Genomic DNA, 26,484 nt, shown 5'->3' with positions numbered 1-26,484 from the left:
TTGCAGCTTGGGGGTTTTTCTCTGCGGTCAGATGTCGTAGTTGGGTCCCTTGGGGCCCTGGTTCTTCCGGTCGTCGTACCAGGTGCGTGCCTTGTCGAACCCCTCCTCGGCGATGGTGCCGCCGTCTTCGCGGGGGATGACCGCCCACAGGATGAGGTACACGAGCAGGCCGCTGCCGGCGAAGATCGAGATGAGGATGAAGGCGACGCGCACCATGGTGACGTCGACGTCGATGGCTTTGGCGACGCCGGCGGCGACGCCACCGATCATGCCGTTACGGGAGCGGGTGAGTTTCATGATTGTTCCTTCCGGTGGGTGGTGCGGCCACGTGTTGCGAGGAGCCCGATCGTGCCTGCTGCGGCCAGGGTGACGGCGAGGATGGGCTGAATGAGGGGCGAGGCGATGTGCCCCGCGAGGAGGAGTACGACGGCGAAGCCGACGGCCACCAGGCCGATGGCCAGGGCGGCGATGTCCAGGGATGGGCGGTTCATGCGGACTCCTTGATGAGCACGTCGGACAGTTGGGCATGGACGTCGATGTGGAGACCCCCGGTCGCCGTGCCACCGTCTGCGGGGCTTCCCGGTGCCATGGTCACGTCGGCCAGCCACGAGGTGGTGGTCATCTCCTCGACGGGCCCGGGCAGGATCAGCTCGACGTCGGAGGCGATCACCTCGACCCGCAGTACCGTCTGGTCTTCGAGCTCCACGCCGCTCAGGTCCACGACGCCCTCCCTGCCGACGAGCCGCACCACGTGGGTGTCCTCGGCGGGGGCAAGGGCGGGGCCGACGGCGGTCTGGGTGGCGAGCCACCCCGTCGCGACGATCGAGGCGGCCAGAGCGGCCAGCACCACGCGGGGGATCCGGCGGTCGCGGGCGGCCAGGGCGCAGATCACGGTGACCACGCCGCCGGTGGCGGTGGTCGCGGCGAGCGTGGTGCCCAGGTCGTAGCCGAGTAGCCCGGCCGAGACGAACGACGCTGCCATCATCGCCACGATGACCGCGACGCCCATCCACCAGCCGTTCCTGGCCTGCGGCCCCAGGATGCGCGGCGCTGGCGGCTCCTCCGGGGCGTAGAGGTCGACGGTGGGCAACTGCCGCGACGGTACCGCCGCGCGATGCGAGCCCACCGCCTCGTTGATGCTGCGGCGCCAGTGCTCCACCAGCGTCTGGTCGTCGAGCGGGGCGACGGTGGGCGCGGCCGGGGGGAAGAGGCGCGGGGCGCCGGGGACATAGCGGGTCGAACCCGGGGCGGAGGGGCCGGAGGGCAGCGGGTAGTGGGCCGGCGGGAACGCTCCGGAATTCCGCGCACGACGGCGAACCAGCACCAGCGCGATGAGCACCAGGACGCCGGCGCCCCAGGGGAGGGGGAGGGCGGCGTCGAGGGTGGCCACCACGATGACGGTGGAGATCACGACGGCGGCCTTCTGCATGAACGGGGACCAGTCCCGGAAGCCGGGCAGCACCTGGTCGATGGGGCGGGTGCCTTGCGGACCGCGGGTCAGGACGGTGCCCCAGCCGTAGAGGGCCAGGCCGAGGCCGGCGCAGAAGGCCAGCACGATGAACACCACGCGCACGAGGACCACGTCGACGCCCAGCCGCTGGGCGATGGCGCGGCTGAGGCCGGTGGAGACGCCGGCGGCCTCCGGGCGCTGCAGGGCGCCGAGGCTCGGGTCGAACCAGCCGAGGTCGAGTTCTGTGGTCATGGCTTCAGTCTGCTCTGACCCGAGCCGAAAGAGCATCGGGTGAGCCCCTGAAGCGCCCCTGGAAAGGGTTCTCCGGTCTGGCCTGGGGGGGATGCCCGTGACAATCTGGGGTCATGACTCAGCTACCGGTGGTGCCCAGCGTGCCCGCGCGCGCGCCGCTGCAACGCCGCGTCGAGTCCGGTGTGATCGCCGGTGTGGCCGCCGGTCTCGCCGCCCACCTGGGCGTCAACGTGCGGATGGTGCGGTTGGCCTTCGTGATCGGCGCCCTGCTCTCCGGCCTGGGTCTGCTCGCCTACGGCGCCCTGTGGGTGCTGCTGCCGAGCGGCAGGTTGGAGGAGGCCGCGGGCCTCGAGGCCGCCACCCGACGCGGCATGCGCCCCACGCTGCTGCCCGCCTCGCGCCCGGACCACGGTGTGCTGGTGGCCGGGGGCCTGGTGGTCGTCGGCCTGCTGTGGCTTTTCGTCTCGGGCGGTGTGGTCCCGACGGCGCTGTTCTGGCCGATGGTGATCGGTGGTGTGGGCATCATCGTGATCTGGCTGCAGGTCGACGAGCGCGTGGCCACCACCCGCAGCACCGACACGCGATTGTGGGCCCGCGTCACCCGCGGCGGCGGCACGATGAGCATCGTGCGCCTCGTCGGCGGGCTGGTGCTCGTGGGCGCCGGAATCTCGTGGACGCTCGCCACGCAGATCGGCCTTGCCCAACTCCCAGGGGTGCTCGGCGCCTCCGCGCTGCTCCTGGCCGGCCTGTTCATTGTGGCGGCCCCGTGGCTGTACCAGCACCGCAACCGCGTGCGCCGTGCCGACGCGGAGCGCCACCGCGCCGAGGCGCGCGCCGACATGGCTGCGCACCTGCATGATTCCGTCCTCCAGACGCTTGCCCTCATCCAGCGCCAGGCGGACGATTCCGCCACCGTCGCCCAACTGGCCCGCCGTCAGGAGCGTGAACTGCGCACCTGGCTCTACGGCGAAACGGCCCGCGCCGCGTCGCTGCGTTCCGCCCTGCAGGAGATGGCCACCGACGTGGAGGGCCGGTTCCCCGTCGACGTCGAACTGGTCTGTGTGGGTGACGCCACCGTCGACGACAAGGTGGAGGCCCTCATCCTCGCCACCGGTGAAGCCGTCACGAATGCGGCCAAGCATTCGGGCGCGCCACGCATCGACGTGTACGCCGAAGTGGACGATGGACAGATCGAGGTGTTCATTCGGGACCGTGGCAAGGGGTTCGATACCGAGCAATTGCCCGACGGACGCATGGGCGTGAGAGAATCGATCCGGGCTCGCATGGAACGTTACGGGGGTAGCGCGACGATCCGCTCGGAGCTCGGGGACGGCACTGAAGTGAAACTGGAGATGAGCGGATGAGTGAGGATCAGGCCCATGATGTGGCCGGGTTGCGGGTTGTCATAGTTGATGACCACGCGATGTTCCGGGCGGGCGTCAACCACGAGATCGGCCAGCACGTCACCATCGTGGGTGAGGGTGAGGATGTCGAGACCGCGGTGAAGGCAATCCTCGAGACCGAACCCGACGTCGTGCTGCTCGACGTGCACCTCCCCGGTGGAGGCGGTGCTGAAGTGATCAAGCAGGTGCTGCCCACGAAGCCAGATGTGAAGTTCCTGGCGCTCTCGGTTTCCGACGCGGCGCAGGACGTGATCGGCGTCATCCGCGCCGGCGCCCGCGGCTACGTGACCAAGTCGATCAGCTCAGAGGAACTGATCGAGGGCATGGCGCGCGTGGCCGCCGGTGACGCGGTGTTCTCCCCGCGGCTGGCCGGCTTCGTGCTGGACGCCTTCAGCGGCGCCATCGACATCGCACAGGTGGACGAGGAACTGGACAAGCTGAGCGCCCGCGAGCGTGAGGTGATGAAGCTCATCGCCCGCGGCTACTCCTACAAGGAGGTCGCGAAGGAGCTGTTCATCTCGATCAAGACGGTGGAGACCCACGTGTCGTCGGTGTTGCGGAAGCTGCAGCTGTCGAACCGGCACCAGCTCACGAAGTGGGCCACCGACCGCCACCTGGTCTAGCCGCTGCCGCTGTTCAGCTGATCTTCGCCAACACCCGGCTTCGGGTGCCGGTGTAGACCAGTTCGTACTCGCCCACGCGGACGCTTTCGCCGTCGGCCAGCTTGGCCTTGACCGCCTTCTCGCTGCCAACTGCGGCCTTCACCAGCACCTGTTCGCGCTTGCTGGCCATCGCCGACACCGCACCCGAGGGTCCCGTTCCCGGCTGTGGGGGAGTCAAGGACACAGACCTTCCGGTGAGCAGCAGTTCCTGCACCAGTTGCCCGTCGCGCAGCACGGTGAGGGCTCCCTCGAGCTTGGGGCGGGTGAGGTAGAAGAGCGCCGCCAGCGCCAGGAGGACGAGCACCGCGCCGCCGATGATGAGCGGGAGCGGGTCGAGTTCAGCCTGCTCAGTCTCGGCCGGAGGGGGTGCCAGGGGCGTGGGGGAGGGACTCGGCTGTGGCGTCTCTCCGGCGACTGCGTCTTCTGACGCGGCGGGCACCGGCTCGTCGAGCAGCTGGAGCGGGGCGGCCGTCAGAGTCAGTTCCACGGGGGTCCGCAGCTCCGTGCGCACCACCTCGCTCCAGGAACTGTCCGCCACGGCGGTGACGAGGAGGTCAGATTGGCTGCCGTCCCACTCGTCCACGGTCAACGTCAACGGCAGGTCGACAGTTTGGCCGGGGCTGAGAATCACTTCGTCCGGCAACCCCTCGACGGCGACCGGAGCTGAGCCGGAAACCTCCGCCGCGAGGCCCGTGAGGTGGGTGGGCAGAAGGCTGTAGGTGGACGAGACCTGCAGAGTTGTGGCGTGCTTGCCGGCGCCCAGGGACTTGGCGTCAGCGAATTTCGCGGTGAGGGTGCCGGCCTCCAGGTCGGGATCCAGCTTCTGCTTGGCCTGGAAGGTGAGCAGTTGCATGCGCAGGTCGCTCAGCACGTCGGCGAATTGTGCGACGGGGATCTCCTGCGTATCCGGGAACACCCCGGTCATCAGGCCGGCGTCGGTTTCTTCTCCCACTGACAGGGCGTAGGTGGCGATGTCCCTGCCGCTCAGGGCCGAGGCCCGCGCCTTGAGGTCTGCCCACCCCTCGGAGGTGGGCTCAGCGAACGGCGAGTCCAGCTTGGTGTCGAGGTCGCCGTCCGTGATCAGCACCAGAGCGCCCGCAGGCTTGGCGTCGGGGCGTTCAAGCTCCTCAAGGCCAAGTTCGAGGCCGGCGCCTATGTCGGTCTGGTCACCGGAGGGCTGCGCGGGGAGCTCGTTCAGTACTGCCTGGGGGTCGTCTCCGCGGGGTCCGCGGTAGGCGACTCGTGCGCCGTCGTCGAAGGTGACCAGTGCGACGTGATCCGTGGGTTGGAGTTGGGTGAGAGTCACGCCGAGCGCCTCAGCCACCCGCACGTACCGGTCTTCGGCCCGCATCGACAGCGACGTGTCGACGACGATCACGTAGTCCGATTCCTGTGGACGGACCTGGAGGGCCTCGAGGACGTCGTCGATGGTTGCGGCCGGCGGCGCGGCGAACGCCGCCCCGATTTGTGCCGAACAAAGCAGCAAACTGACGAGCACGGCTGACAGACGTCGCATGGTGCCCTCCCCCCAGATGGTCACGTGCTGCTCACCCTAGCGTCACGCGCTGTTGGGTGGGTAGTGGGATCAGCATGCACCCCCCTATCATGCCCAAGGTTCAGTTTGGATGTTTGGACTCGCACTTTCCTGCAAATCATGTATTGTCCTGCTTGCGACCCGTTGGGGGACGGGTCGCCCGAAGTCCGTCACCTCTGCCGGGTCGGGAATTCTTCCCCCGTCGAAAGGAAGAGTCATGTTCAATTACATGGAGACCGTCCTCCGCGGTGTCATCGGGTCCAGAATGAAGTCGGAGAAGGGCGCCACCGCCGTTGAGTACGGCATCATGGTCGCGGCCATCGCGGCCGTCATCATCGCCACCGTGCTTCTAATCGGCCCGGAGCTCAACGAGCAGTTCAACAAGGTCTTGAAGGGTCTTCAGGACATCCCTGCCTGATAGTTATCGCGGGCCTCGAAACAAGGCGAACGAGGGCCTCATCCCTGATGGTTTGTGGTGAATGTGACGAGCCACAAACCATCAGGTGATGCCGGTGACATAGAGAGGCGCACGGAGATGAAGTCCAAACTGGATCGAGGAGCGGCGGCCGTGGAGTTCGCCATCGTCGCCATGCTCCTCGTCACCCTCCTCATGGGGATCATGGAATTCGGCTACGCCTTTTTTGTCCAAGGCAATATCGCGGGGGCTGCTCGAGAGGCCGCTCGTGCCTACGCGATAGATCCGGCTGGCACCGACGTCTCGGACGTCGCCGCGGACTACGGTATGCCGAGCGGGGCGACGGTAGCATTAGAACCCCCAGCGGGTTGCAGCCCCGGCGGGCCGGTCACCGTCACCATCACCTACACCTATTCTGGCCTGACCGGCTTCTTCGGCGGGCTCGACCTCACTGGAGAAGGGACCATGCGATGCGGAGGTTGAATCATCGCCGCGATGAGCGCGGGGCTTCCGCCGTCATCGTCGCGATCATGCTGGTGGTCCTTGTCGGCTTCGGGGCCCTCGCCGTCGACGTGGGTTCCCTGTGGTGGGACAAGAAGCAGATCCAGAACGGCGCCGATGCTGCTGCTCTGGCGCTGGCGCAGACTTGTGCTGCGGGTGCGTGCGAGGCGGACGAGCCAGCCATGGCGCAAGACTATGCGGCCTTCAACAAGAACGACGACAACGTGACCGTCACGGCTGCCGATATCACCCACACCCCCAACTCCGTGAGTGTAAAGGCCGCCACCACTCGCGAGCACTGGTTGGCACCAGTCATCGGCATCGGTTCCAGTGATGTTTCTGCACAGGCCACTGCCACGTGGTCCGGCGCGCCTTCCAGCATGAACACCATTCCCTTCGCAGTCAGTTACTGCCAGTTCTTCTGGCAGAACGGCGTCTACAACGGGACTCCCACCAAGGGGACCGAGCTCTACATCTACTCGAAGAGCAAGCCCAAGGATTTCCCCAACGTGCCCTCAACGGAGGCTTTCCCATGCGCCGCCAGCAACAGCGCTCATAATGAACTCAGTGGCGGGTTTGGCTTTCTGGAGGCGGATGGCGACTGCGTGACGAAAGTCACGATAGGCAGCAACCCAGACGAGCGATGGGTGGACAGCAGTAATGGTGAGGGATTTGACACCTCCTGCGATCCGGACGATATCCGGAGATACATGGGTGACTCCCCAGGCCAGATCGTCAAAGTGCCGCTCTTCGACAATGCTGATAAGAATAGCGGCAGGTACAGGATCACCGGCTTTGCCGCCCTCGAAGTCACTGCCTACTGCCTGCAGACGCAGGGGTGGGCCAGTGTTCCGAGCGATGCGTGCGCTACCGATCCTGTCAACGGAAAGAACGCATATATCAAGGGTAAGTTCGTGGGATTCGGGTCTCTGGCGGACTGGGAGAACGGTAGTGGCGCTGGTGTCGATTTTGGCGTCGTGAACGTCCGGCTGACCGGATAACTAGCAGGACTGAGCAGAGGACTTACACACATGAACAAGCGCGGTGTCTTCGGAGCGTTGGCCCTCGTCCTAGCCTTAGTGGGCGGCGTACTCCTATTTCTCTACGTCAGCGGCGCCGACGACCGTGCGATGGCCACGCTAGAGCCCGTCCCCGTTCTGGTGGTGAGCAACGAGATCCCGGCCGGGCTGGGCACGGCAGAGATGGCCCAGTACGTAGAGGTCCGTGAGATCCCTACCGACGCCGTCGTGCCTGGTGCGTTGACGAAGGCCAGCGAACTGCCCCCAGGGCAGGTAGCCGTCACCGCGCTTCAGCCGGGAGAGCAGGTGCTCGCGGCCCGCTTCGTGAGCGCCGACGACAACCAGGTGGCTGCATCAGTGCCCATCCCTGAGGGCCTACAACTGGTCTCGATCCAATTGTCGCCCGAGCGGGTAGCAGGAGCGCAACTCAACGCTGGCGACAAGGTGGGCGTCTTTGCGTCGATGGAGGTCGAGGTCGAAACCGTCGGCATCGCGCCCGCCGCGTCCCCTTCGCCCGCCCCCGCGCCGACGGCAGGGGAAGAGGAAGAGGACACTCGCTTCCTCACGAAGCTCATCGCCAACGATGTTCTAGTTGCTCGCGTACAAGGTGCACAATCCACGCAGCCGACCGATGACGAAACCGCCGGCACGCAGACGCTCCCTGGTTCTGAGGTCATCGTCACCCTCGCGGTGGACGCTCCGCTGGCGGGGAAGATCGTGTTCACCAAGGAGTACGGTTCCATCTGGTTGTCCCGCCAGACGCCTGCCACTGAGATGACGGAGAGCCGCATCGTCGAGGCGTGGACGGTGTTCGAATGATCCAGCTGCTCCTGAGCACGGCGGACGATTCGCTCGAGGAGCGACTCCACCAAGCCATCGGTGATGGATTCACCCGGGTACCCCCGCCGCAATTGGCGGAGCAGGATGACCCGGTGGCGTCGTTGTTCGGCAGGGCCGCCATTCCAGACGTCGTGGTGCTCGACGCTACCGGAATGGAAGACGCAGCGATGCGGATCGCTTCGGATCTTGCGCAGCGAGCAGACGTGCTGTTGGTGCACCCTGATCCCGGCCTCATCGGGGTGGCTGCCGTCCGGGCAGGGGTGCGAGACATCATCCCCGTCGCTGCAGAACCGCACGAATTGCGCGCCGCGCTCGACCGCGCAGCCGATCGTGTGTTCGCATCGCGCGCAGCCCAGGACATGCCCGGGATGCTCCCGCCCCCTGTCAGTGGTCGCACCGGGGTCGTCGTGACAGTCACTTCCCCCAAGGGCGGCGTCGGCAAGACAACCGTGGCCACCAACCTGGCGGTTGGCCTGGCTCAACGCTTTCCGCAGCAGGTAGTTCTCATCGACGCCGACGTGCACTTCGGGGACGTCGCCAGTGCGCTCAACCTGCAGGCCCAGCACTCGCTGCCGGACATCGCGCGCGGTCCCGCCGCCAGAGACAGCATCGCAGTGAAGAGCTACGTGACACAGCACGTGACCGGACTCTTCGTGGTCCCAGGCTCGGATTCTCCCGCTGATGCCGATACCGTCACTGGCGACGATCTGGCCCAACTGGTGTCGCTGCTGCGTGGCCAATTCGCCTACGTGGTCATCGACACCGCACCGGGACTCACCGACCACACGCTCGCGGCACTGGACCACACGGACCATCTGGTGCTCGTGACCAGCCTCGATGTGCCCGGTGTGCGGGGTCTGCGTAAGGAGATCGACACGCTCAATGACCTCAAGATGATCGCAGGCAGACGCACCATCGTCGTGAATTTCAATGAGCGCTCACGCGGCATGACGATCGCAGATGTTGAGGCCACCATCCGCGCCGGCGTCGATGTAGCGCTGCCCCAGTCCAATGGAGTGCCGCTGTCAACCAATCAGGGCATTCCACTCCTGCAAAGCGGCGGCCGAGACCCGGTGAGCAAGGGGCTCCTGTCGCTGGTGGATGCCGTTGCGCCACAGACTCAGGCGAGCCATAGAGGGCGGCTGTTCCGGAGGAATCCATGAGCCTGAGGGAACGTCTGGAGGGGGTCAGGGAGAGGTCAGCGGAAGCGCCAGCCGCTCCGGTGTGGTCACCGCCTGATCCCACGGAGCAGAGCCCATGGGGGCGCTCGGAGCCGCAGCCGCTGGGAGCTCGGTCGGCGGACTCTCCCGAGCGTGCTCCGGAGGCCGAGTTACACGCTGTGCCCGCCCCCGCGGCACGAGTCACGGCGCGGCTGTCGGAACGGGCACCCGTCGCGACAACGGCTCCGCCTGCCAGGAGTGACGCGCTCAGCGCGTTGAAGGCTTCGGCCGTGGACACCCTGTTCGCTCGACTTGGCACTCGAGTGAACGACCCCGATATGGACGAGTCCAGCCTGCGGAGCATGGTGATGGACGAGTTGAACTCAGTTGTTGAAGCGGCGAAGGTGCCTCTCACCACTGCGGAGCGCCAGCGCCTGATGCGTGAAGTAGAGGCTGACGTTCTAGGCTTGGGCCCCCTGGAGCCGCTGCTCGATGACTCCACGGTCACCGAGATCATGGTCAACGGTCCGGAGTCCGTATATGTCGAACGCAAGGGCCAATTGACACGCAGCGAGGTCTTCTTCGACGGCGAACCACATCTGAGGCGAATCATCGAACGCATCGTCACCAGGGTGGGTCGGCGCATCGACGAGTCATCCCCGTTGGTGGATGCTCGTCTCGAGGATGGCTCGCGAGTCAATGCCATCATTCCCCCGCTTGCGGTGAGCGGCTCCACCTTGACGATTCGTAAGTTCTCCAGGGACGCACTTTCTGTCCTGGATCTGGAACGCTTCGGCACCATGACACCCGAGATGGCGGAATTGCTCAAGGCCTGTGTCGAGGCGCGGCTCAATATTCTGGTTTCCGGCGGCACCGGCACAGGCAAAACCACGTTGCTCAACGTGCTGAGCTCCTTCATTCCCTCAAACGAACGGATCATCTCCATCGAGGATTCGGTGGAGCTCCAACTCCAGCAGGACCACGTGATTCAGCTGGAGTCCAGGCCGGCCAACATCGAAGGAAGGGGCGAGATCACGATCCGTGACCTGGTGCGCAACTCGCTGCGCATGCGACCCGACCGCATCGTGGTGGGTGAGGTCCGTGGCGCGGAGGCGCTGGACATGCTGCAGGCCATGAACACGGGTCACGACGGCTCCCTTTCCACAGTTCACGCCAACTCACCGCGCGACTGCCTGGCCAGGCTGGAGACCCTGGTCATGATGTCAGGCTTCGAGCTCCCGCTGCGCGCCATCAGAGAGCAGGTCTCCTCGGCCGTCAACCTGATCGTGCAACTCACCCGGCTGAGGGACGGCACTCGACGGATCACTGCCGTCACCGAAGTGAGTGGCATGGAGGGGCAGATCATCACCTTGCAGGATGTGTTCCTTTTCGACTACTCCGCCGGCGTCGATCCGAATGGTCGGTTCAGGGGTCGGACGATCCCTACCGGTGTGCGCCCCATGTTCACGGACCGCTTCCAGGATCTGGGCATCGAACTGTCCCCCTCCGTGTTCGGCGGTCCCGGCTGGGGCGGCTTGCGATGAGCGGTGACACGCTCGCGTACATCGGTGGCGGCTTGGTGTCAACCGCAGTGTTGACCTGGCTGGTGCTCTACTTCACTGCTGGACGCACGGTGCCGATGTCGCGACGGCGTCCTCCCGACGCTGCACCCGCCGGCCTGGTACCGCAGGCCGCCAAGGCGGCCTCAAGCGCGGCAGGGTATGCGCTGGGTGGCCGGGCACGAGCGGTTGAGGAGTCGCTCGCCGCCGCGGGCATCCGCATGCGGCCGCAGGATTTCATGGTGCTGGTTGCCTCTGGCGCGGTGGCGGGCTTCGCCCTCGGCCTCTTGCTAGGCGGACCGGTCCTGCCCTTGTTGGCACTGATCCTCGTCCCGCTCGCCGCTGTGCTGAGTGTGCGTTTCAAAGCGGCGAAACGACGCCAGCTCTTCGGTGACCAATTGGAGGAGACCCTGAGCACCTTATCTGGCAGCCTTCGCGCTGGCTTCAGTCTCCCCCAGGCCTGCGCCACGGTGGCGACCGAACTCGATGAGCCCACCTCGTCCGAGTTTTCCCGAGTGGTGAATGAGACGCGACTTGGTAGACCTTTCGTGGAGGCGTTGGCTGACGTGGCGCGGCGTAACGAGAATGAGGACTTCGATTGGGTGGTCCAAGCCATCGCGATCAACCGCGAAGTGGGAGGCAACTTGGCTGACGTGCTGGCCGGGGTCGGCGCGACCATCCGGGAACGTGTGCAGTTGAAGCGTCAGGTTGGTGCCTTGGCTGCGGAGGGGAAGCTGTCTGGGGTCATTCTAGGGGCCCTTCCACCCGGTATGTTTTTGGTACTCTGGGCCGCTAACCCCACATACATCGGTCGATTCGGTGAGTCCATCATCGGCATCGGCGCGTTGATCATCGCTGGCATCATGATGGCTGTTGGCATGTTCTGGCTGAGCCGCGTCATCAAGATCAGGTTCTGAGGTGAGCGCGGTGCCTTCCATCGTCTACGTCGGTTTGGCGTTCCTGGTGCTAGGCACCGCGTACCTGCTTGGTCTCCTGCTGGTCGGCGAAGGCCGTGTTCGGCGAGGCGTACGGGCCAACCTGCAGCGGGGCATGGCGGGACGGTCGGGAGGAGGCAGAGTCGTCGCAGTCCCTGCTCTCGGTCTCAAGCTCGCCGGTACGCGGGCTGCCGGGAATCTCGACAAGCTGCTCATGCATGCTGGTCGGCCAGCCGCCTGGCCGCTGGAACGCGTAATCAGCCTCAAGATGATGTCCACACTGATCATGATCGCTCTCGCATTGCTCATAGTGAGGAACAACCCCTCCCTCGGATCCATCGGGCTCGGAGCCTTCCTCATTGCTTTTGTCTTCTTTCTTCCGGAACTCCTTTTGTGGAACACCGGCATCAAGCGTCGGGAAACGGCGCAACTGGAATTGCCGGATGTCCTGGACCAGATGAGCATCGCTGTCGAGGCCGGGCTGGGCTTCGACGCTGCGCTGGTCAGGGTCGCTCGGAACGGGCGCGGGGTCTTGGCGACGGAACTCATCCGCACGCTTCAGGACATTCAACTCGGCCAGCAACGGCGTGTGGCTTACCAGGCCTTGGCGGATCGGCTTGCGGTGCCTGAATTGCGGCGTTTCATCAGATCGGTCATCCAAGCGGAAGAACACGGGATTGCCCTCTCAGAGGTGCTGCACACTCAGGCGAAGGAACAGCGAGTCGCGCGCAGGCAGCGGGCCGAGCACAAGGCGATGGAAATCCCCGTCAAGGTTGTCTTCCCCCTGGTTCTGTTCCTCATGCCCGCCCTGATGATTGTCATTATGACTCCTGCAGCCATCAGCATCATCGAGGCCTTCTCCGGATGACCTGGCTCTGGACCGCGCTCCTGGCCGCTGCCGCGGCCGGGCTGGCGTCGAGGTTTCTACCAAGGGTGGCGCTGGAGGCGACCACGAAGCTCATCGGGACGGTACCTCGGGCAGCGATTCTGGGGGCTGGGGTAGGCCTCATCACCTCGGAGCTTCTGGAGGCCGCAGCCCTGGCCGTCATCGCCGGGTTGGCTGGCGTCCTGTTCGTCGTCGACCTCAAGGAACACCGGCTTCCCGACACTGTAATCCTCACCGGACTCATCGCCTGGGCGATAGGCATCGTCGCCATGGCCGCCACGACGGGGGACTGGGGTGCTCTGCTCCGGGCGTTCCTGGCCGCGCTCGCGATGTTCGCCGGCTTCTTCGTCGCGGCACTACTGGCCAACGGGATGCTCGGGTTCGGGGATGTGAAGCTGTCGGCGCTGCTGGGCGCCGTGCTCGGCTGGTACAGCTGGATGGCGGTGGGCCGCGGCCTGTTCTTCGGGATCGTCCTGCACGGCCTCTTCGCGGTGGTGGTCCTCATCGTCACACGGGACAGAAAGGCCGACGTGCCGATGGGCCCGGCGCTGATCGCCGGGGCCGCGGCGGCCATCGCGATCAGCGCCTGAGGCTCACCAGAAGACGGCGATGCCGGCGTTGAGCAGGGTGAGGGCGAAGATGCCCCAGAACTGCCCGGGCGCCACCTGATCCTTCTTGCGGTTGATCAGCACCAGCACGAAGATCGCGATCAGCACGAGCAGCTTGATGCCGATCTTGATGTTGTTGACGTGCCCGTCACCCATCTCCAGGATGCCCACCAGAGCGAGGCCGGAGATCAGCATCGTGAGAGCACCGTGGAACATGGCCGGATTGACGATTCGGTGGGGCCCCTTCAGCTGAACAAAAGCGCCTCCGAAGAGCGCCGCGAAGCCGATGAGGTGGAGCAGAAAGAAGATTCCGTGCACGATTTCCATGGCTCCAGACTCTACCCTTAAGGGGGGAACCCAGCCCAATTCCACGCACCTCAGGGACAGTTCAGGGTTCGAAAGCATTTACAGTGACCCCGCCTACTGCCATGCTTGAGGCATGTTATGGACAATCATCGTTTGGATTATCGTCGGCCTCATCGGAGGCGCTATCGCCAAGGCCATCATGCCTGGGCGTCAGGGTGGGGGCTGGCTGGCCACCATCATCCTGGGCATCATCGGTGCATTCGTTGGTGGTCTCATCGGTTCGCTCATCTTCGAAGGTGAGCTCAATCTGACCGGCCCCAACTTCTCCATCGGCGGTGTCATCACCTCCATCATTGGTGCCCTCATCGTGCTCGCCATCTACGGTTGGGCTCAGCGCCGCAAGGCCTGATCCCTCCCTCTGACCCCGAAGGGGCGCCCGGCTGCTGCCGGGCGCCCCTTCTTCTGTCTGCCGAAACCGGCACCGGTCGCAGGGCGATCAGAAGAACGGGCGCCAGGGCGACAGGAACAACTCCGTCACCTTGGCCACCACGGAGCGGCTCGCCCAGCGCTGTTCGTTCAGCTCGATGCTGTTGGACTGGTCCGTGCGGAACACGTCCTCCATGTGCTTGGCGACGCTCTCGTCGGTCACCTCGAGGTTCACCTCGTAGTTGCCCCACAGGCTCAGCCTGTCCAGGTTGGCCGTGCCGATCGTTGACCACACGCCGTCCATGGTGGCGGTCTTCGCGTGCACCATCGCCCCCTGGTACAGGTACAGCTTCACGCCAGAGCGCAGCAGGTTCGTGTAGTAGCCGCGCGACAGCCAGTCGGCCACCACGTGGTTGGAGCGGCCCGGCACGATGATCCGCACGTCGACACCCCGGTTGACGGCGGCACGGAGGCCGGCGATCAGGTCGTCGTCGGGGATGAGGTAGGCGTGGGTGAGCCAGATGTGTGAGGTGGCCCTGTCGATGGCCTCCAGGTACATGTTGCGGATGGGGTACACCTGAAGGCGCGGCATGTTGCGGTGCACGCGCACGGTGGGGAGCCAGTCGCGCTCCGGGTTGTCCTCGATCCGGTCGTGCTCCTTACGGACGTGGAGGTTCCAGAAGTCGATGAACGCGTTGTCCAGCTCGGCGACCCCGGGGCCCACGACGCGGGCGTGGGTGTCGCGCCAGCCGGTGGCGTACAGCGAGCCGATGTTGTAGCCGCCGATGAAGCCGACCCGGCCGTCGACGGTGAGCAACTTGCGGTGGTCGCGACCCCAGTGGCGCGGCGACCACGGGATGGGAATCGCGGGGTGCGGCATCGTCGCGATGTTCTTCGGGATCGACGTGAAGAACGCCCGCGGCACCACCAGGTTGGCGAACTCGTCCCAGATGGCGTGCACCTTCACGCCCCGGTCGGCGGCGCGGCCCAGCGCGTCGCGGAACCGGTGGCCCGTGGCGTCGCCCTTCCAGATGTAGGTCTCGAAGTAGATGGTGTGCTCGGCCGCGTCGATGGCCTCGATCATCGCGTCGTACAGGTACTCGCCGTAGGTGTAGACGGTGATCTCGTCATCGGCCACGGGCAGCGGTTCCGGACGGGTCACCGGGAACTTGCGCAGCTTGCGCTTCTTCTTCCGGAAGGACTCGACGACGGTCAAGGCGATCATGGAGAGGATCTGACCGATCAGAACCGCGGCCGTGAGGCGGTTGAAGAACCGTCGTGCGCGGCTCCAGGTGGTCTGCATGGGCATAGCGTACCGACGGAGTCGTCGGCGCGAGCCGGTAGGCTGGGCAGCCGACATGAGTGACTCCCTTTTCCCGGATCTTTTTGCCGTCTTCCAGCCCGACGAGCCCGCTCCGCCGCGCGCGGAGGCACTGGTGACCCCGCGGAAGGCCAAGGCGAAGCAGGTCAGCGAGGAACAACTGTTGGAGGGTCTCAACCCTCCGCAGCGCCAGGCCGTCGTGCATGCGGGCAGCCCCGTGCTGGTGGTGGCCGGCGCCGGCTCCGGCAAGACGCGTGTATTGACCCGGCGCATCGCGCATCTGGTCAGCCAGCGTGACGTCCATCCCGGCTCCATCCTGGCCATCACGTTCACCAACAAGGCCGCCGCGGAGATGCGTCAGCGCGTCATCGAACTGGTGGGCAACCGCGCCAAGCTCATGTGGGTCTCCACCTTCCACTCCGCGTGTGTGCGCATCCTGCGCGCAGACATCGACCGCTTCGGCATCGCCAAGTCCTTCTCCATCTACGACGACGCAGATTCCAAGCGGCTCATGTCGCTGGTGGTGCGCGACATGGAGCTGGACCCCAAGCGTTACCCGGTGCGCGCCGTGATGAACGCGGTGAGCAACTACAAGAACGACCTGGTCGACCACGAGCGCGCCGCCGCAGAGGCGGAGAACTCCCGCCAGGAGACGATCGCGCGGGCCTACGCCGATTACCAGGGCCGGCTCGTCGCCGCCAACGCGCTGGACTTCGACGACCTCATCATGACCGCCGTCCACCTGTTTCAGGCGTTCCCGGACATCCGCGAGAAGTACCGCCGCCGCTTCCGGCACGTGCTGGTGGACGAGTACCAGGACACCAACCATGCCCAGTACGCGCTCATCCGCGAGCTGTGTGCGGGCGAGGTCACCGGCGTGGTGGAGGGATCCCCGACGGTGGAGCCGGCGGAGCTGATGGTCGTCGGCGACTCGGACCAGTCGATCTACGCCTTCCGCGGCGCCACCATCCGCAACATCCTCGACTTCGAATCGGACTTCCCGGGCGCCGGCACCATCGTCCTGGACCAGAACTACCGCTCCACCCAGAACGTCCTCACCGCCGCCAACGCGGTGATCTCGCGCAACCAGGGCCGCCGCGACAAGCACCTGTGGTCCGACCTGGGGGAGGGCGACCTCATCGTCGGCTGGGTGGCAGACACGGAGCGCGACGAGGCGCAGTTCATCGCGGACGAGATCGACAGGCTCTCCGACGCGGGCGAGAGCCAGTACGGTGACACCGCCGTCTTCTACCGCACCAACGCCCAGTCGCGCGCGTTCGAGGAAGTGTTCATCCGCGTCGGGATGCCCTACAAGGTCGTGGGCGGCGTCCGGTTCTACGAGCGCCGCGAGATCCGCGACGCCATCGCGTACCTGCGCGCCATCGTGAACCCCGCAGACGACGTCTCCGTGCGCCGTATCCTCAACGTGCCCAAGCGCGGCATCGGCGACAGGGCGGAGGCCGCCATCTCGACCCTGGCCAGCGCTCAGCGCATCACCTTCTTCGACGCGCTCCAGCGCGCGGAGGAGGCGCCCGGCCTCGCCAGCCGCTCCGTCAAGCTGATCCAGGGCTTCGTGGACGTGATGAACATCCACCGCGCCATGGTGGCCGCGGGCAAGCCCGCAGACGAGGTGCTCACCTCCATCCTGAAGGAATCGCACTACCTCCCTGAGTTGCAGGCGTCGACAGACCCGCAGGACGAGACCCGCATCGAGAACCTCGTCGAGCTCGTATCGGTGGCGGCGGAGTTCGTCGCCGCGGCGAACACCATCGACCTCGACGATGAGGAGGCCGTCGAATCCGGCCTCGTGGCCGGCATGCCGGAGCCCGACGACTCGCTCGCCGCGTTCCTGGAGCGCATCGCGCTGGTGGCGGATTCGGACCAGGTGCCGGACCACGACGAGGGCAAGGGCGTCGTCACGCTGATGACCCTGCACACGGCCAAGGGCCTGGAGTTCGACACCGTGTTCCTCACCGGCATGGAAGAGGGCATGTTCCCGCACATGCGGGCCCTGACAGACCCGAACGAGCTGGAGGAGGAGCGACGGCTGGCCTACGTCGGCATCACGCGCGCCCGGAAACGGCTCTACGTGACCCGCGCCGCCGTGCGCGTCACCTTCGGGCAGCCGGCCTACAACCCGGCGTCGCGGTTCCTGGAAGAGATGCCGGCCCACGTCCTGGATTGGCGCCGCACCGGCGCCGCCACCACGCAGTGGGCGAGCACCGCCGCCACGCGCAACCGCCAGACCTCCGCGTCGATCCAGAGCTTCGGCTCCGGCAACGGCCCGCTGAAGACCGTGCTGAGCGTGGGCGTGGGGGACAGGGTGCTGCACGCCAGCTTCGGCATGGGCACCGTGGTGGCCGTGGCAGGAGCCGGCGACAACCTGAGGGCCGATGTGGACTTCGGCTCGGCGGGCACGAAGCGGTTGAGCGTGAAGCACGCGCCGATGGAGAAGCTGTAGCGCACTTCGCGAAAGACAGTGCTGGGTTTGTGACCGTCTACGGTCCCAAACCGAGCGGCGAAGGCTGTCCTGGTGTGAGCCACGCGTTCAAGGAGTGCTGACGACTACTTGGAAACGCCCAGCGATCGCAGGAACACCATCGGGTTCGACGCGCTGTACACATCGCCCGGCGTCACGCCCGGCTTGTAGTACTCGAAGTGCAGGTGCGACCCGAACGAGCGGCCGGTGTTGCCGACGTAGCCGATGAGCTGGCCCGCCTTGACGGTCTGGCCGGTGCGCACGGCCTTGCGGCTCATGTGCGCGTAGAGCGTGGATCCACCGTTGTTGTGCTGGATCACGACGTTGGTGCCCGCCCAGCCGCCTGCGGTGGGGCTGAGCACGACGCCGGAGGCGGCAGCGTAGATGGGGGTACCCGTGGGGGCCGGGAAGTCCTGGCCGGTGTGGTAGCGCGACCACTTGCCGCGCTGACCGAAGCCCGCGCCGACGCGGTAGCCGGACTTGACCGGCATCGAGCCGCCCTTGCTGGTGAGGTTGTCGACGTCCTCGGCGGTCATCGACTCGACGTCGCCGACGTTGATGCCCTGGGCCTTCGCGGCGCTGGCGGCCTTGCGGGCCCGCTCGAGCAGCTTCGCGGCCTTTTCGGCCTCTTCCTTCAGCTTCTGCGACTGGGCGGCGACGAGCTCCATGTCGGCGTCCATCAACTTGTCGCGCTCGCCCATGGAGAGATCTGCCTGCGACTGCGTGGCGGACTGGTTCGCGGCGCCCAGCTGCTCCTGGCGCTCCTGCGCTGCCTTGTCTGCGACGACGTCGGTGAGGCCGCTGCGTACCGCGTTGCGGCTCACGTCGTCGCTGCGGTCTTCGAAGCTCTCGGCTGCCGCCGACATCGCGGCGGCGGGGATGGCGGCCGCTACGTCCACCCCGCTGTCGAGGTCATTGCCACGGGCCGTGAAGGCGAAGGCGAAAAGTGCGGAGGCCCCGACGGCGCCGGCGACGCCCATGGCGACCATTCGGCGGGAGATGCCCAGCGCGCGGGAGGCGCGGCGTGCGGGCGATGCTGCGGGGGTGACGACCTCTGCTTCGAGGATTTCGTCGGTTACAGGGTCAGCGGCGCGACGGGCGTTGCGCAACGGGCTGTGGTTCACCTGGTTCCTGACGTCAAGAGGGGTTCTGTAGGTCATTCCGAACGGAACCTTAACAGTTCTCAGGAACCTCTCAAAATCAAACCGAAATATTGTCCACAGATCTTTTCTGCCGTGCCGTGTGACGGGCCGAGGGACTGCGGGGCCAGGCGCGCTCGTTCGTGCGAAGGGCTACCGTATCGGCCCTTGTCCCGATACGCTGGCGACGCTCGATCGTCCCAATTGAACAGGAATCACTGTGGATCTCCTCGAATACCAAGCGCGCGACCTCTTTGAGCGGTTCGACGTACCCGTGCTGGCCGGACGCACGGCCACCACCCCCGAAGAAGCCCGTGAGGCCTACCGGTCCCTCGGCTCAGGAACCGTCGTCGTCAAGGCCCAGGTACGCACCGGCGGCCGTGGCAAGGCGGGCGGCGTCAAGCTGGCCCACGACGAAGAGGCCGCCGTCGAGACGGCCCAACAGATCCTCAACCTGGAGATCAAGGGCCACCCGGTCAAGGTTGTGATGCTCAGCCCCGGAGCCGACATCGCCGAGGAGTACTACTTCTCGATCCTCCTGGACCGCGCCTCCCGCGGCTATCTCGCGATGTGCAGCGTGGAGGGCGGCGTCGACATCGAAACGCTGGCGGAGGAGCGGCCCGAGGCCCTCGCCAAGGTCGAACTGGACCCCGTCGACGGCATCACCGCTGAGGCGGCGGAGCGCATCCTCACCGAGGCGGGCTTCCCCCAGGAGATCCACGCGGCCGTCAGCCCCGTGCTCCAGAAGCTGTGGACCGTGTTCGTGGAATCAGACGCCACGCTCGTCGAGGTCAACCCGCTCGTCAAGACGGCCGACGGCACCATCCTCGCCCTCGACGGCAAGGTCACCCTCGACGCCAACGCAGATTTCCGCCACCCGGAGTGGGAGCAGTACGAGGAGCACACCGCGGACGTCGACCTCGAACGGCAGGCCCGCGAGCTCGACCTCAACTACGTGAAGCTCGACGGCTCCGTCGGCGTGATCGGCAACGGCGCGGGCCTCGTGATGAGCACCCTCGACGTGGTGGCCGCCGCAGGCGAAGAGTTGCCCGGCAAACCCAAGCCCGCCAACTTCCTCGACATCGGCGGCGGCGCGTCGGCCCAGGTGATGGCCAACGGGCTGCGGATCATCATGAGCGACCCCCAGGTGAAGTCCGTGTTCGTCAACGTCTTCGGCGGCATCACGGCCTGCAGCGACGTGGCCAACGGCATCGTCCACGCGTTGGAGATGCTGGGCGAGGAGGCGCGGCTGCCCATCGTCGTCCGGCTCGACGGCAACTCCGTCGACGTCGGCAAGGCCATCCTCGAAGAGGCCAACCACCCGCTCATCACCGTCAAGAACACGATGGACGAGGCGGCCCGCACCGCGGCCAAGCTCGCCTCGGAAGGAAACTGACATGGCGATCTACATCAACGCCTCATCGCGCGTCCTCGTCCAAGGGATGACCGGCCGGGAGGGCCGCAAACACACCCAGCGCATGGTCATGTCCGGCACCCGCGTCGTCGGCGGCGTGACGCCCGGCAAGGCCGGCGAATCCGTGCTCTTCGAGGAGGACCCCGTACCGGTGTTCGGCTCGATGGTGGAGGGCGTGGCCGCCACCAACGCCGACGTGTCGGTGGTGTTCGTGCCGCCGAAGTTCGCCAAGGCCGCCGTCATGGAGGCCGTGGAGGCCGAGATCGGTCTGTGCGTGGTCATCACCGAGGGCATCCCCGTGCGCGACAGCGTCGAGTTCCAGGCCGCGGCGGCCGACGCCGGGACCCGCATCATCGGCCCTAACTGCCCGGGTCTCATCTCTCCAGGCCGGTCCAATGTCGGCATCATCCCGGCGCACATCTCGGGTCCCGGCCGCATCGGCCTGGTGTCGAAGTCCGGCACGCTGACCTACCAGATGATGTACGAACTGCGTGACCACGGCTTCTCCACGGCCGTCGGCATCGGCGGTGACCCAGTCGTCGGGCTCAAGCACATCGACGTGCTGCAGGCCTTCGAGGAGGACGACGAGACTGACGTGATCGTGATGATCGGCGAGATCGGAGGCGACGCGGAGGAACGCGCCGCCGACTACATCAAGGCCAACATCACCAAGCCCGTCGTCGGCTACGTGGCAGGTTTCACGGCACCGCCCGGCCGCACCATGGGTCACGCGGGCGCCATCATCACCGGCTCGAGCGGCACCGCCCGCGCCAAGAAGGAGGCGCTGGAGGCCGCGGGTGTGCAGGTGGGGGAGACCCCGTCGCAGACTGCGCAGCTCGCCCGCGACGCCATCGCCAAGCTGCGCGCCGGGCAGCTGGTCTGATCAGTTGAGCTGGCTGGCCCGGACGGAGATCCGGGCGGCCAGCTCGGTCAGCTGCTCCTGGGTGAACTGCACCTCGGGGGTGGCGGAGATGATGGTGTAGGCCACCTTGTTCGTGGCCACGCTGACGATGAGTTGGTAGGTGACCTTCTCAGTGTCCGAGATCGCCTGCGTGGCGGTGAACACCAGCGACGACAGCGCGTTGCCTTCGGCGTCCTTCGCCGGCACGGGCGCGTGCTCCGCGATCTCGGCGGTCAGGACGCGCTGGCCGCAGGTGCGCAGGTTCGTGCCGAGCTTGGTGACGAAGACCGCGGCCTCCTCCGAGGAGGGGAAGGTGAACAGCAACTCGTCGATGCCGAAGCGCTCCGGGATCTTCTCGTCACGCGTCAGGGCGTAGGCCGTGCGCTGCCGCTCGGTGGGGCCGGCCTCGGTGGCCAGTTCCATGTTCTCGCAGCCCATGTTGGTGCCGTCGACGGGATGCGGGCCGGTCATCGTCCAGCGTCCGGCCCCCGGGTGGATACGGGGAAGGTCGACGGGGACGAGCCAGCCCTCGGGCGGCGCAGGAGGCACGATCGCGGGGGCAGCCGTCACCTCGGTGGGGCCGGGTGCGTCCTGGGCCTCAGCCAGGTCCGCCTGCGACCGCAGCAGCGAATCCGCGACCACGTTCTCCTCGACGGGCTGCGCGTCGCGCGCCACGTCGACCATCTGCAGGGCGGCGCCGTCGCGCGTCAGGAGGACGGTGTGGTACTTCGCCACCGCCTCCTCCTGGACGATCGTCACCTGGAAGGTCTCCTCGGCCAGGCCCTCAATGGTGGTGGCGCGGACCAGCCGGGCGGGCACCTCGCGGCACGTGGTCAGGGAGGCGATGCGCTCGCTCATGACGCTGCTGGCGGCGTCGACGTTGGCGTACACGTCGATGCGGTGCAGCGTGGCCAGTTTGTCGTCGCCGCTGGTGCCCAGCGTGCGCTGGAAGGAATGGGTGGGGTTGACCGTCGGCTGGGCGGTGCTCAGGCAGATCGCCCGCATGGTGTGGTCCGACTGGGTTTCCGTGGTGGAGATGACGGACCAGTCTGCGGCCGGGGCGATGGGGGCCAGATCGTCCGCCTCCACCAGATCGGCGACGTCAGCGGGCTGGTCCGTCACCGAAGGGCTTCCGGAGGTGGGCGACTCGGGCCCGCTGGGAACGCCGGTCGGCTCGTCCTGCATGCCGCGCACCACGAAGAACGCGATGAGGCCCACCACCAGCGCGCCCACCAGCCCGGCCAAGGCCCAGGTGCCCAGCGTCATCTTGTGCACGGAGACCCAGGAGGGAGCCGCGGCAGGGGCCGCGGGGCGTTCGACCTCCACCGGGGTGTCGCTCGACATGGCGGAGCGACGGGGGGCCGGGCCCGGCCCGTCGGCGTACTCCCCGGCGGAGCGCGGGAAGACGGGGGCGGGGATCATCGGCTCGGGTTCTGGGGCGACGGGTACCGGGGGAGGGGCCACCCTGAAGGGGACGCTGCCGGGGCGGGCGAAGGGGCTGTCCCCTTGGCCCCTGGCCGGCGCGTCCGGTTCGATGACCTCGACGGACTCGACGGGCTCGGCCGGTTCAATCGGCTCGGTGGGTGCAACCGGCTCAACCGGGTCGTCGCCCAGCCCGGCGGCGGGCGTCGATTCTTCTGGGGCTGCAGCGCCGCGTCGCGGCCGGGCCGCGTCGGCTGCTGCGGTATCGTCCGGAACCAATGGCGCCTGAAGTTCCTCGTCGGGCTGCAAGGCCCGGCGGGCACGGAAGGTCTCGTCAGACACAGGGGCTCACCTCCTCCGGAGCGCTGATTGGCCGAGTTACGTTGGGCCAGACTACCGGGGTGGCTGAAGGCCGCGCGAGAACCTCAACGGAAGGGTGATGGTGGACGGGTTCCAACACCGCACTGTGGCGGTCGACGTCGATCCGACGCCGACCCCGGAGCCGCGGCACTGGCCGTGGTCCTGGTATCTGCCCGCCATCGTCGGCCCGCTGGCGGTGCTGGTGGCCGGGTGGCTCCTCCTCTCCGGCTTCGGAGTGGTGGCGTGGCTCACCTCTCCCGACGCCCAGCTCACCCCCGCCCTCCGGATCGCGGCCGAGGTGCTCGTCCTCGCCCACGGCGCGCCCGTGCAGATCGCGGGGCAGGCGGTCTCGATCGCCCCGCTCGGGTTGACGCTCCTGCTCCTCTTCCTCGCGCTGCCGTTGGCCTCCCACTCGGCCAAGCAGGCCGCGGCCCAGGGCGCCCAGAAAGACGACACCGGTGGCCTCTGGGTCGACGGCGAACGCCTCGTCGCCAAGGTGGCCGGCACCTTCGCGCTCACGTACGGAGCAGCCGTGGTGGTCCTCGCTGCCACGCTGGGGGTCGCCTCCTGGCGTGCGGTGGTCGGCGGGCTGGTCGTGGGCGGCGTGGCCGGATTCTGGGGAGCAGCCCGCGGCATCGGCTACTCGCCGACGGAGACCTGGCCCGTCTGGCTCTGTTCGGTCCCCAGGGCCATGGGGGCCGCCATCCTCGCGGTGCTCGTCGGAGCCATCGTCGTGACGGGCCTGGCCGTCTATTCGGGGTGGGACCGGATGGGCGGCATCGTCGATGCTCTCGACGGCGGCACGAGCGGGTTGGTCCTGCTGGTGGTGCTGCATCTCCTCTACCTGCCCAACATCGTGCTGGCGGGCGCCTCCTGGCTCCTCGGCGCGGGCCTCACGCTGGGCGACGGCTCCGTGGTGACGATGACGGTCACCGACGTCGGGCTGCTGCCGGCCATCCCCATCTTCGGCGCCGTGCCTGCAAGCGGGACCGCGCCCACGTCGCACCTGTGGTGGCTCGCCGTCGGCGTCATTGCGGGCGCCGTCGCGGCCCTGGTTGTCGCCTTCGCCCGGCCGCGCGCCCGCTTCGACGAGACCGCGCTGGTGGGCGGGCTCTCCGGAGTGGCGGCCGGGGTGCTCATCGCCACCGTGTGCAGCATGGGCTCTGGCGCCCTGGGGGACGACCGCCTCAGCCACGTCGGTGCCCGGATGCCGGAACTGCTGGTCTTCGCGCCCACCATCCTGGGACTGTCCGGAGTGGTGGCCGGCCTCGTCGTCGGCCTCGTCCGGCGCCGGCCGCACGCAGGAAAGCCGGCTGACGAGACGTCCGACAAGACACCCGGCGAGCCCACGGCGTAGGGTGTGCGGGTGACCACCCGCGTTGTCGTTCTGCTGTCCGGTTCGGGCACCCTGTGCCAGGCGCTGCTGGACGCCATCGACGCAGGCGAGGTCGACGCCCGGGTCGTGGCCGTCGTTTCGGACCAGCCCTCGGCCCTCGGGCTGGAACGGGCACGTGCCGCAGGGATCCCCGCCGTCGCCCATCCGCTTGCCAGAGGTGGCGATCGCGGTGCCTGGGACGCTGAGCTCACGCGGGTCGTCTCTGAGTTCGAACCGGACCTGGTCGCCTCCGCCGGCTTCATGAAGCTGCTGGGCTCCGAGTTCCTCTCGCGCTTCGGTGGCCGCACCATCAACACCCACCCGGCGCTGCTGCCGAGCTTCCCCGGGATGCACGGTCCGCGCGATGCGCTCGCCGCCGGTGTCAAAGTGGCCGGGGCAACCGTATTCCTCGTCGATGACGGTGTCGACACCGGTAGGATCCTGCTTCAGGGGGCCGTCGACGTTCTGGATGACGACAACGTCGAATCCCTGCATGAACGCATCAAGACGGTGGAACGCCGCTTACTGATCCGAGCCGTCTCCGAGTGGAAGAAGGAACACCCGTGACCGAGCTGACCCCGCTGCGCCGAGCCCTCGTCTCGGTATACGACAAGTCAGGACTGATTGAACTCGGACGTGACCTTTCGGCCGCAGGCATCGAGATCGTGTCCACCGGATCCACGGCCGCCAAACTGGCCGCCGCCGGCATTGAGGTCACCGGCGTGGAAGAGGTCACCGGCTTCCCCGAGTGCCTCGACGGCCGGGTGAAGACGCTCCACCCGCACGTGCACGCGGGCATCCTGGCGGACCGCCGCCTCTCCACCCACCGTGAACAGCTCGACGACCTGGGCATCGCCCCCTTCGACCTCGTGATCACGAACCTCTACCCGTTCGCCGCCACGGTCGCCTCCGGCGCCTCGCAGGATGAGTGCATCGAGCAGATCGACATCGGCGGGCCCACCATGGTGCGCGCGGCCGCCAAGAACCACGCCTCCGTCGCCATCATCACCTCCGCCGAGCAGTACCACATGCTGCGCGCCGCCATCGCGGCCGGCGGTTTCACGCTGGCGCAGCGCAAGGAACTCGCCGCCGCCGCGTTCGTGCACACCGCCAGCTACGACGTCGCGGTCGCCTCCTGGATGTCCGGCGACGTCGTCGGACATCCCGGCGGGTTCCCCGCCTGGTACGGTGCCACGTGGCACAAGGTCGCCGACCTGCGCTACGGCGAGAACTCGCACCAGAAGGCCGCCGTCTACCGCAACAGCAACGGCACCGCCGGCCTGGCCGACGCCACCCAGCTCCACGGCAAGGAGATGAGCTACAACAACTACGTCGACGCCGACGCGGCCCGCCGTGCGGCCTACGACTTCGAAGAGCCCGCCGTCGCCATCATCAAGCACGCCAACCCCTGCGGCATCGCCACCGGCAGCAACATCGCCGACGCCCACCGCAAGGCCCACGCCTGCGACCCGGTCTCCGCGTTCGGCGGCGTCATCGCCGCCAACCGCCCCGTGTCGGTGGAGATGGCGCAGCAGGTGGCGGAGATCTTCACCGAGGTCGTCGTCGCTCCCGGGTACGAGAAGGGCGCCGTCGAGGTGCTCTCCGGGAAGAAGAACCTGCGCATCCTGATCGCCGAAGGCTCCACCAACGAGGGTATGGCCATCCGCGAGATCGACGGCGGGCTGCTCGTGCAGCAGGCCGACGCGATCGACGCCGACGGCGACGACCCCGCCAACTGGACGCTCGCTGCGGGCGAGGCGGCCGACGAGGCCACCCTCGCGGACCTGCTGTTCGCCTGGCGCGCCGTGCGCGCCGTCAAGTCCAACGCCATCCTGCTCGCCAGCGACGGTGCCTCTGTGGGCGTCGGCATGGGGCAGGTCAACCGCGTCGACTCCTGCCACCTCGCGGTGGACCGAGCCGGTGACCGGGCCCGTGGGTCAGTTGCGGCCTCGGACGCGTTCTTCCCGTTCGCCGACGGCCCCCAGGTGCTGCTCGACGCGGGCATCCGCGCCATCATCCAGCCCGGCGGGTCGGTGCGTGACCAGGAGGTCATCGACGCGGTGACCGCGGCCGGCGTCACGATGTACTTCACCGGCACCCGCCACTTCTTCCACTGA

General features: G+C 67.2%; 26 protein-coding genes. 18 read left to right on the top strand and 8 right to left on the bottom strand.

Annotated elements, in window-relative coordinates; all coding sequences use genetic code 11:
- Positions 1–27 precede the first annotated feature (27 nt).
- The 3 genes from H5393_RS06470 to H5393_RS06460 are packed head-to-tail and all read right to left on the bottom strand — an operon-like array spanning position 28 to position 1,702.
- Positions 28–297 carry a PspC domain-containing protein gene (locus H5393_RS06470; RefSeq protein ID WP_182765964.1) on the bottom strand — a complete coding sequence of 90 codons (270 nt, stop codon included), beginning with the start codon at positions 295–297 and terminating at the stop codon, positions 28–30.
- The gene (locus H5393_RS06465; RefSeq protein ID WP_083665385.1) at positions 294–491 is read right to left on the bottom strand and encodes a hypothetical protein; all 198 of its coding nucleotides are present in this window, start codon (positions 489–491) and stop codon (positions 294–296) included. The genes H5393_RS06470 and H5393_RS06465 overlap by 4 nt, the downstream gene beginning before the upstream one ends.
- A complete protein-coding gene (locus tag H5393_RS06460) occupies positions 488–1,702 on the bottom strand; it encodes a PspC domain-containing protein (protein WP_182765963.1) in 1,215 nt (404 codons plus the stop codon). The genes H5393_RS06465 and H5393_RS06460 overlap by 4 nt, the downstream gene beginning before the upstream one ends.
- A gap of 113 nt (positions 1,703–1,815) precedes the next feature.
- On the opposite strand from H5393_RS06460, the gene H5393_RS06455 reads away from it, so the two are divergent.
- The gene (locus tag H5393_RS06455) at positions 1,816–3,066 is read left to right on the top strand and encodes an ATP-binding protein (RefSeq protein ID WP_182765962.1); all 1,251 of its coding nucleotides are present in this window, start codon (positions 1,816–1,818) and stop codon (positions 3,064–3,066) included.
- Complete coding sequence (locus tag H5393_RS06450; RefSeq protein WP_076064146.1) at positions 3,063–3,728, top strand: response regulator transcription factor; 666 nt, start codon at positions 3,063–3,065, stop codon at positions 3,726–3,728. Before H5393_RS06455 ends, H5393_RS06450 begins: the two co-directional genes overlap by 4 nt.
- A gap of 13 nt (positions 3,729–3,741) precedes the next feature.
- On the opposite strand, the gene H5393_RS06445 is transcribed toward H5393_RS06450, so the two are convergent.
- The gene (locus H5393_RS06445; RefSeq protein WP_220488247.1) at positions 3,742–5,307 is read right to left on the bottom strand and encodes a vWA domain-containing protein; all 1,566 of its coding nucleotides are present in this window, start codon (positions 5,305–5,307) and stop codon (positions 3,742–3,744) included.
- A gap of 211 nt (positions 5,308–5,518) precedes the next feature.
- On the opposite strand from H5393_RS06445, the gene H5393_RS06440 reads away from it, so the two are divergent.
- The 9 genes from H5393_RS06440 to H5393_RS06400 all read left to right on the top strand — a co-directional run bounded on the left by H5393_RS06440 (position 5,519) and on the right by H5393_RS06400 (position 13,206).
- A complete protein-coding gene (locus H5393_RS06440) occupies positions 5,519–5,719 on the top strand; it encodes a Flp family type IVb pilin (RefSeq protein WP_220488246.1) in 201 nt (66 codons plus the stop codon).
- 117 nt (positions 5,720–5,836) lie between these two features.
- Positions 5,837–6,199, top strand: a complete 363-nt coding sequence (locus tag H5393_RS06435; protein ID WP_182765960.1) for a TadE family protein — start codon at positions 5,837–5,839, stop codon at positions 6,197–6,199.
- On the top strand, positions 6,187–7,218 hold the full coding sequence (locus tag H5393_RS06430; protein ID WP_182765959.1) for a pilus assembly protein TadG-related protein: 1,032 nt from the start codon (positions 6,187–6,189) through the stop codon (positions 7,216–7,218). Before H5393_RS06435 ends, H5393_RS06430 begins: the two co-directional genes overlap by 13 nt.
- 30 nt (positions 7,219–7,248) lie before the next feature.
- Positions 7,249–8,055, top strand: coding sequence for a Flp pilus assembly protein CpaB (locus H5393_RS06425; RefSeq protein WP_182765958.1), 807 nt, complete (start codon positions 7,249–7,251; stop codon positions 8,053–8,055).
- Complete coding sequence (locus tag H5393_RS06420) at positions 8,052–9,239, top strand: AAA family ATPase (protein WP_182765957.1); 1,188 nt, start codon at positions 8,052–8,054, stop codon at positions 9,237–9,239. Before H5393_RS06425 ends, H5393_RS06420 begins: the two co-directional genes overlap by 4 nt.
- Before the next feature lie 287 nt (positions 9,240–9,526).
- Positions 9,527–10,780, top strand: coding sequence for a CpaF family protein (locus H5393_RS06415; protein WP_370585944.1), 1,254 nt, complete (start codon positions 9,527–9,529; stop codon positions 10,778–10,780).
- Positions 10,777–11,712 carry a type II secretion system F family protein gene (locus H5393_RS06410; protein WP_182765955.1) on the top strand — a complete coding sequence of 312 codons (936 nt, stop codon included), beginning with the start codon at positions 10,777–10,779 and terminating at the stop codon, positions 11,710–11,712. The genes H5393_RS06415 and H5393_RS06410 overlap by 4 nt, the downstream gene beginning before the upstream one ends.
- Before the next feature lie 10 nt (positions 11,713–11,722).
- Positions 11,723–12,598 (top strand): type II secretion system F family protein, encoded by an 876-nt coding sequence (locus H5393_RS14850; RefSeq protein WP_182765954.1) that lies wholly within the window; start codon positions 11,723–11,725, stop codon positions 12,596–12,598.
- Positions 12,595–13,206 carry a prepilin peptidase gene (locus H5393_RS06400; protein ID WP_182765953.1) on the top strand — a complete coding sequence of 204 codons (612 nt, stop codon included), beginning with the start codon at positions 12,595–12,597 and terminating at the stop codon, positions 13,204–13,206. The genes H5393_RS14850 and H5393_RS06400 overlap by 4 nt, the downstream gene beginning before the upstream one ends.
- A 3-nt stretch (positions 13,207–13,209) precedes the next feature.
- On the opposite strand, the gene H5393_RS06395 is transcribed toward H5393_RS06400, so the two are convergent.
- A complete protein-coding gene (locus tag H5393_RS06395; protein WP_182764550.1) occupies positions 13,210–13,551 on the bottom strand; it encodes a hypothetical protein in 342 nt (113 codons plus the stop codon).
- A 112-nt stretch (positions 13,552–13,663) separates the two neighbouring features.
- On the opposite strand from H5393_RS06395, the gene H5393_RS06390 reads away from it, so the two are divergent.
- Positions 13,664–13,939, top strand: coding sequence for a GlsB/YeaQ/YmgE family stress response membrane protein (locus tag H5393_RS06390; protein WP_182764549.1), 276 nt, complete (start codon positions 13,664–13,666; stop codon positions 13,937–13,939).
- An 87-nt stretch (positions 13,940–14,026) separates the two neighbouring features.
- Here the strand turns inward: H5393_RS06390 and H5393_RS06385 are convergent, their stop codons facing one another.
- The gene (locus tag H5393_RS06385; RefSeq protein WP_182764548.1) at positions 14,027–15,259 is read right to left on the bottom strand and encodes a phosphatidylserine/phosphatidylglycerophosphate/cardiolipin synthase family protein; all 1,233 of its coding nucleotides are present in this window, start codon (positions 15,257–15,259) and stop codon (positions 14,027–14,029) included.
- Between the two features lie 55 nt (positions 15,260–15,314).
- Between H5393_RS06385 and pcrA the strand changes: the two genes are divergently transcribed.
- A complete protein-coding gene (gene pcrA, locus H5393_RS06380) occupies positions 15,315–17,738 on the top strand; it encodes a DNA helicase PcrA (protein WP_182765952.1) in 2,424 nt (807 codons plus the stop codon).
- A gap of 104 nt (positions 17,739–17,842) precedes the next feature.
- Here pcrA and H5393_RS06375 read toward each other — a convergent pair whose 3' ends face one another.
- The gene (locus H5393_RS06375) at positions 17,843–18,916 is read right to left on the bottom strand and encodes a M23 family metallopeptidase (RefSeq protein WP_182765951.1); all 1,074 of its coding nucleotides are present in this window, start codon (positions 18,914–18,916) and stop codon (positions 17,843–17,845) included.
- Positions 18,917–19,115: 199 nt separating this feature from the next.
- On the opposite strand from H5393_RS06375, the gene sucC reads away from it, so the two are divergent.
- Positions 19,116–20,291 (top strand): ADP-forming succinate--CoA ligase subunit beta, encoded by a 1,176-nt coding sequence (gene sucC / locus H5393_RS06370; protein WP_182765950.1) that lies wholly within the window; start codon positions 19,116–19,118, stop codon positions 20,289–20,291.
- A 1-nt stretch (position 20,292) separates the two neighbouring features.
- Positions 20,293–21,192, top strand: a complete 900-nt coding sequence (gene sucD / locus H5393_RS06365; RefSeq protein ID WP_182765949.1) for a succinate--CoA ligase subunit alpha — start codon at positions 20,293–20,295, stop codon at positions 21,190–21,192.
- Here the strand turns inward: sucD and H5393_RS06360 are convergent, their stop codons facing one another.
- Positions 21,193–22,974 (bottom strand): hypothetical protein, encoded by a 1,782-nt coding sequence (locus tag H5393_RS06360; RefSeq protein ID WP_182765948.1) that lies wholly within the window; start codon positions 22,972–22,974, stop codon positions 21,193–21,195.
- A 100-nt stretch (positions 22,975–23,074) separates the two neighbouring features.
- Between H5393_RS06360 and H5393_RS06355 the strand changes: the two genes are divergently transcribed.
- The 3 genes from H5393_RS06355 to purH are packed head-to-tail and all read left to right on the top strand — an operon-like array spanning position 23,075 to position 26,484.
- Positions 23,075–24,349 carry a DUF6350 family protein gene (locus H5393_RS06355; RefSeq protein WP_182765947.1) on the top strand — a complete coding sequence of 425 codons (1,275 nt, stop codon included), beginning with the start codon at positions 23,075–23,077 and terminating at the stop codon, positions 24,347–24,349.
- A 9-nt stretch (positions 24,350–24,358) separates the two neighbouring features.
- Positions 24,359–24,934: a phosphoribosylglycinamide formyltransferase gene (gene purN, locus H5393_RS06350; protein ID WP_182764541.1), complete on the top strand. Its 576-nt coding sequence runs from the start codon at positions 24,359–24,361 to the stop codon at positions 24,932–24,934.
- Positions 24,931–26,484: a bifunctional phosphoribosylaminoimidazolecarboxamide formyltransferase/IMP cyclohydrolase gene (gene purH, locus H5393_RS06345; protein ID WP_182765946.1), complete on the top strand. Its 1,554-nt coding sequence runs from the start codon at positions 24,931–24,933 to the stop codon at positions 26,482–26,484. The genes purN and purH overlap by 4 nt, the downstream gene beginning before the upstream one ends.

Source organism: Tessaracoccus sp. MC1756 (assembly GCF_014164735.1).
GTDB lineage: Bacteria > Actinomycetota > Actinomycetes > Propionibacteriales > Propionibacteriaceae > Arachnia.
Note: the sequence above shows the minus strand (reverse complement) of the source record. Positions and strands in the feature narration are given on the sequence as shown.

Excerpts from the sequence above, each read along its gene's own strand:
- H5393_RS06470 (WP_182765964.1), bottom strand. The coding sequence starts at position 297 with ATGAAACTCACCCGCTCCCGTAACGGCATGATCGGTGGCGTCGCCGCC.
- H5393_RS06465 (WP_083665385.1), bottom strand. The coding sequence starts at position 491 with ATGAACCGCCCATCCCTGGACATCGCCGCCCTGGCCATCGGCCTGGTG.
- H5393_RS06460 (WP_182765963.1), bottom strand. The coding sequence starts at position 1,702 with ATGACCACAGAACTCGACCTCGGCTGGTTCGACCCGAGCCTCGGCGCC.
- H5393_RS06455 (WP_182765962.1), top strand. The coding sequence starts at position 1,816 with ATGACTCAGCTACCGGTGGTGCCCAGCGTGCCCGCGCGCGCGCCGCTG.
- H5393_RS06450 (WP_076064146.1), top strand. The coding sequence starts at position 3,063 with ATGAGTGAGGATCAGGCCCATGATGTGGCCGGGTTGCGGGTTGTCATA.
- H5393_RS06440 (WP_220488246.1), top strand. The coding sequence starts at position 5,519 with ATGTTCAATTACATGGAGACCGTCCTCCGCGGTGTCATCGGGTCCAGA.
- H5393_RS06435 (WP_182765960.1), top strand. The coding sequence starts at position 5,837 with ATGAAGTCCAAACTGGATCGAGGAGCGGCGGCCGTGGAGTTCGCCATC.
- H5393_RS06430 (WP_182765959.1), top strand. The coding sequence starts at position 6,187 with ATGCGGAGGTTGAATCATCGCCGCGATGAGCGCGGGGCTTCCGCCGTC.
- H5393_RS06425 (WP_182765958.1), top strand. The coding sequence starts at position 7,249 with ATGAACAAGCGCGGTGTCTTCGGAGCGTTGGCCCTCGTCCTAGCCTTA.
- H5393_RS06420 (WP_182765957.1), top strand. The coding sequence starts at position 8,052 with ATGATCCAGCTGCTCCTGAGCACGGCGGACGATTCGCTCGAGGAGCGA.
- H5393_RS06410 (WP_182765955.1), top strand. The coding sequence starts at position 10,777 with ATGAGCGGTGACACGCTCGCGTACATCGGTGGCGGCTTGGTGTCAACC.
- H5393_RS06400 (WP_182765953.1), top strand. The coding sequence starts at position 12,595 with ATGACCTGGCTCTGGACCGCGCTCCTGGCCGCTGCCGCGGCCGGGCTG.
- H5393_RS06395 (WP_182764550.1), bottom strand. The coding sequence starts at position 13,551 with ATGGAAATCGTGCACGGAATCTTCTTTCTGCTCCACCTCATCGGCTTC.
- H5393_RS06390 (WP_182764549.1), top strand. The coding sequence starts at position 13,664 with ATGTTATGGACAATCATCGTTTGGATTATCGTCGGCCTCATCGGAGGC.
- H5393_RS06385 (WP_182764548.1), bottom strand. The coding sequence starts at position 15,259 with ATGCAGACCACCTGGAGCCGCGCACGACGGTTCTTCAACCGCCTCACG.
- pcrA (WP_182765952.1), top strand. The coding sequence starts at position 15,315 with ATGAGTGACTCCCTTTTCCCGGATCTTTTTGCCGTCTTCCAGCCCGAC.
- H5393_RS06375 (WP_182765951.1), bottom strand. The coding sequence starts at position 18,916 with ATGACCTACAGAACCCCTCTTGACGTCAGGAACCAGGTGAACCACAGC.
- sucD (WP_182765949.1), top strand. The coding sequence starts at position 20,293 with ATGGCGATCTACATCAACGCCTCATCGCGCGTCCTCGTCCAAGGGATG.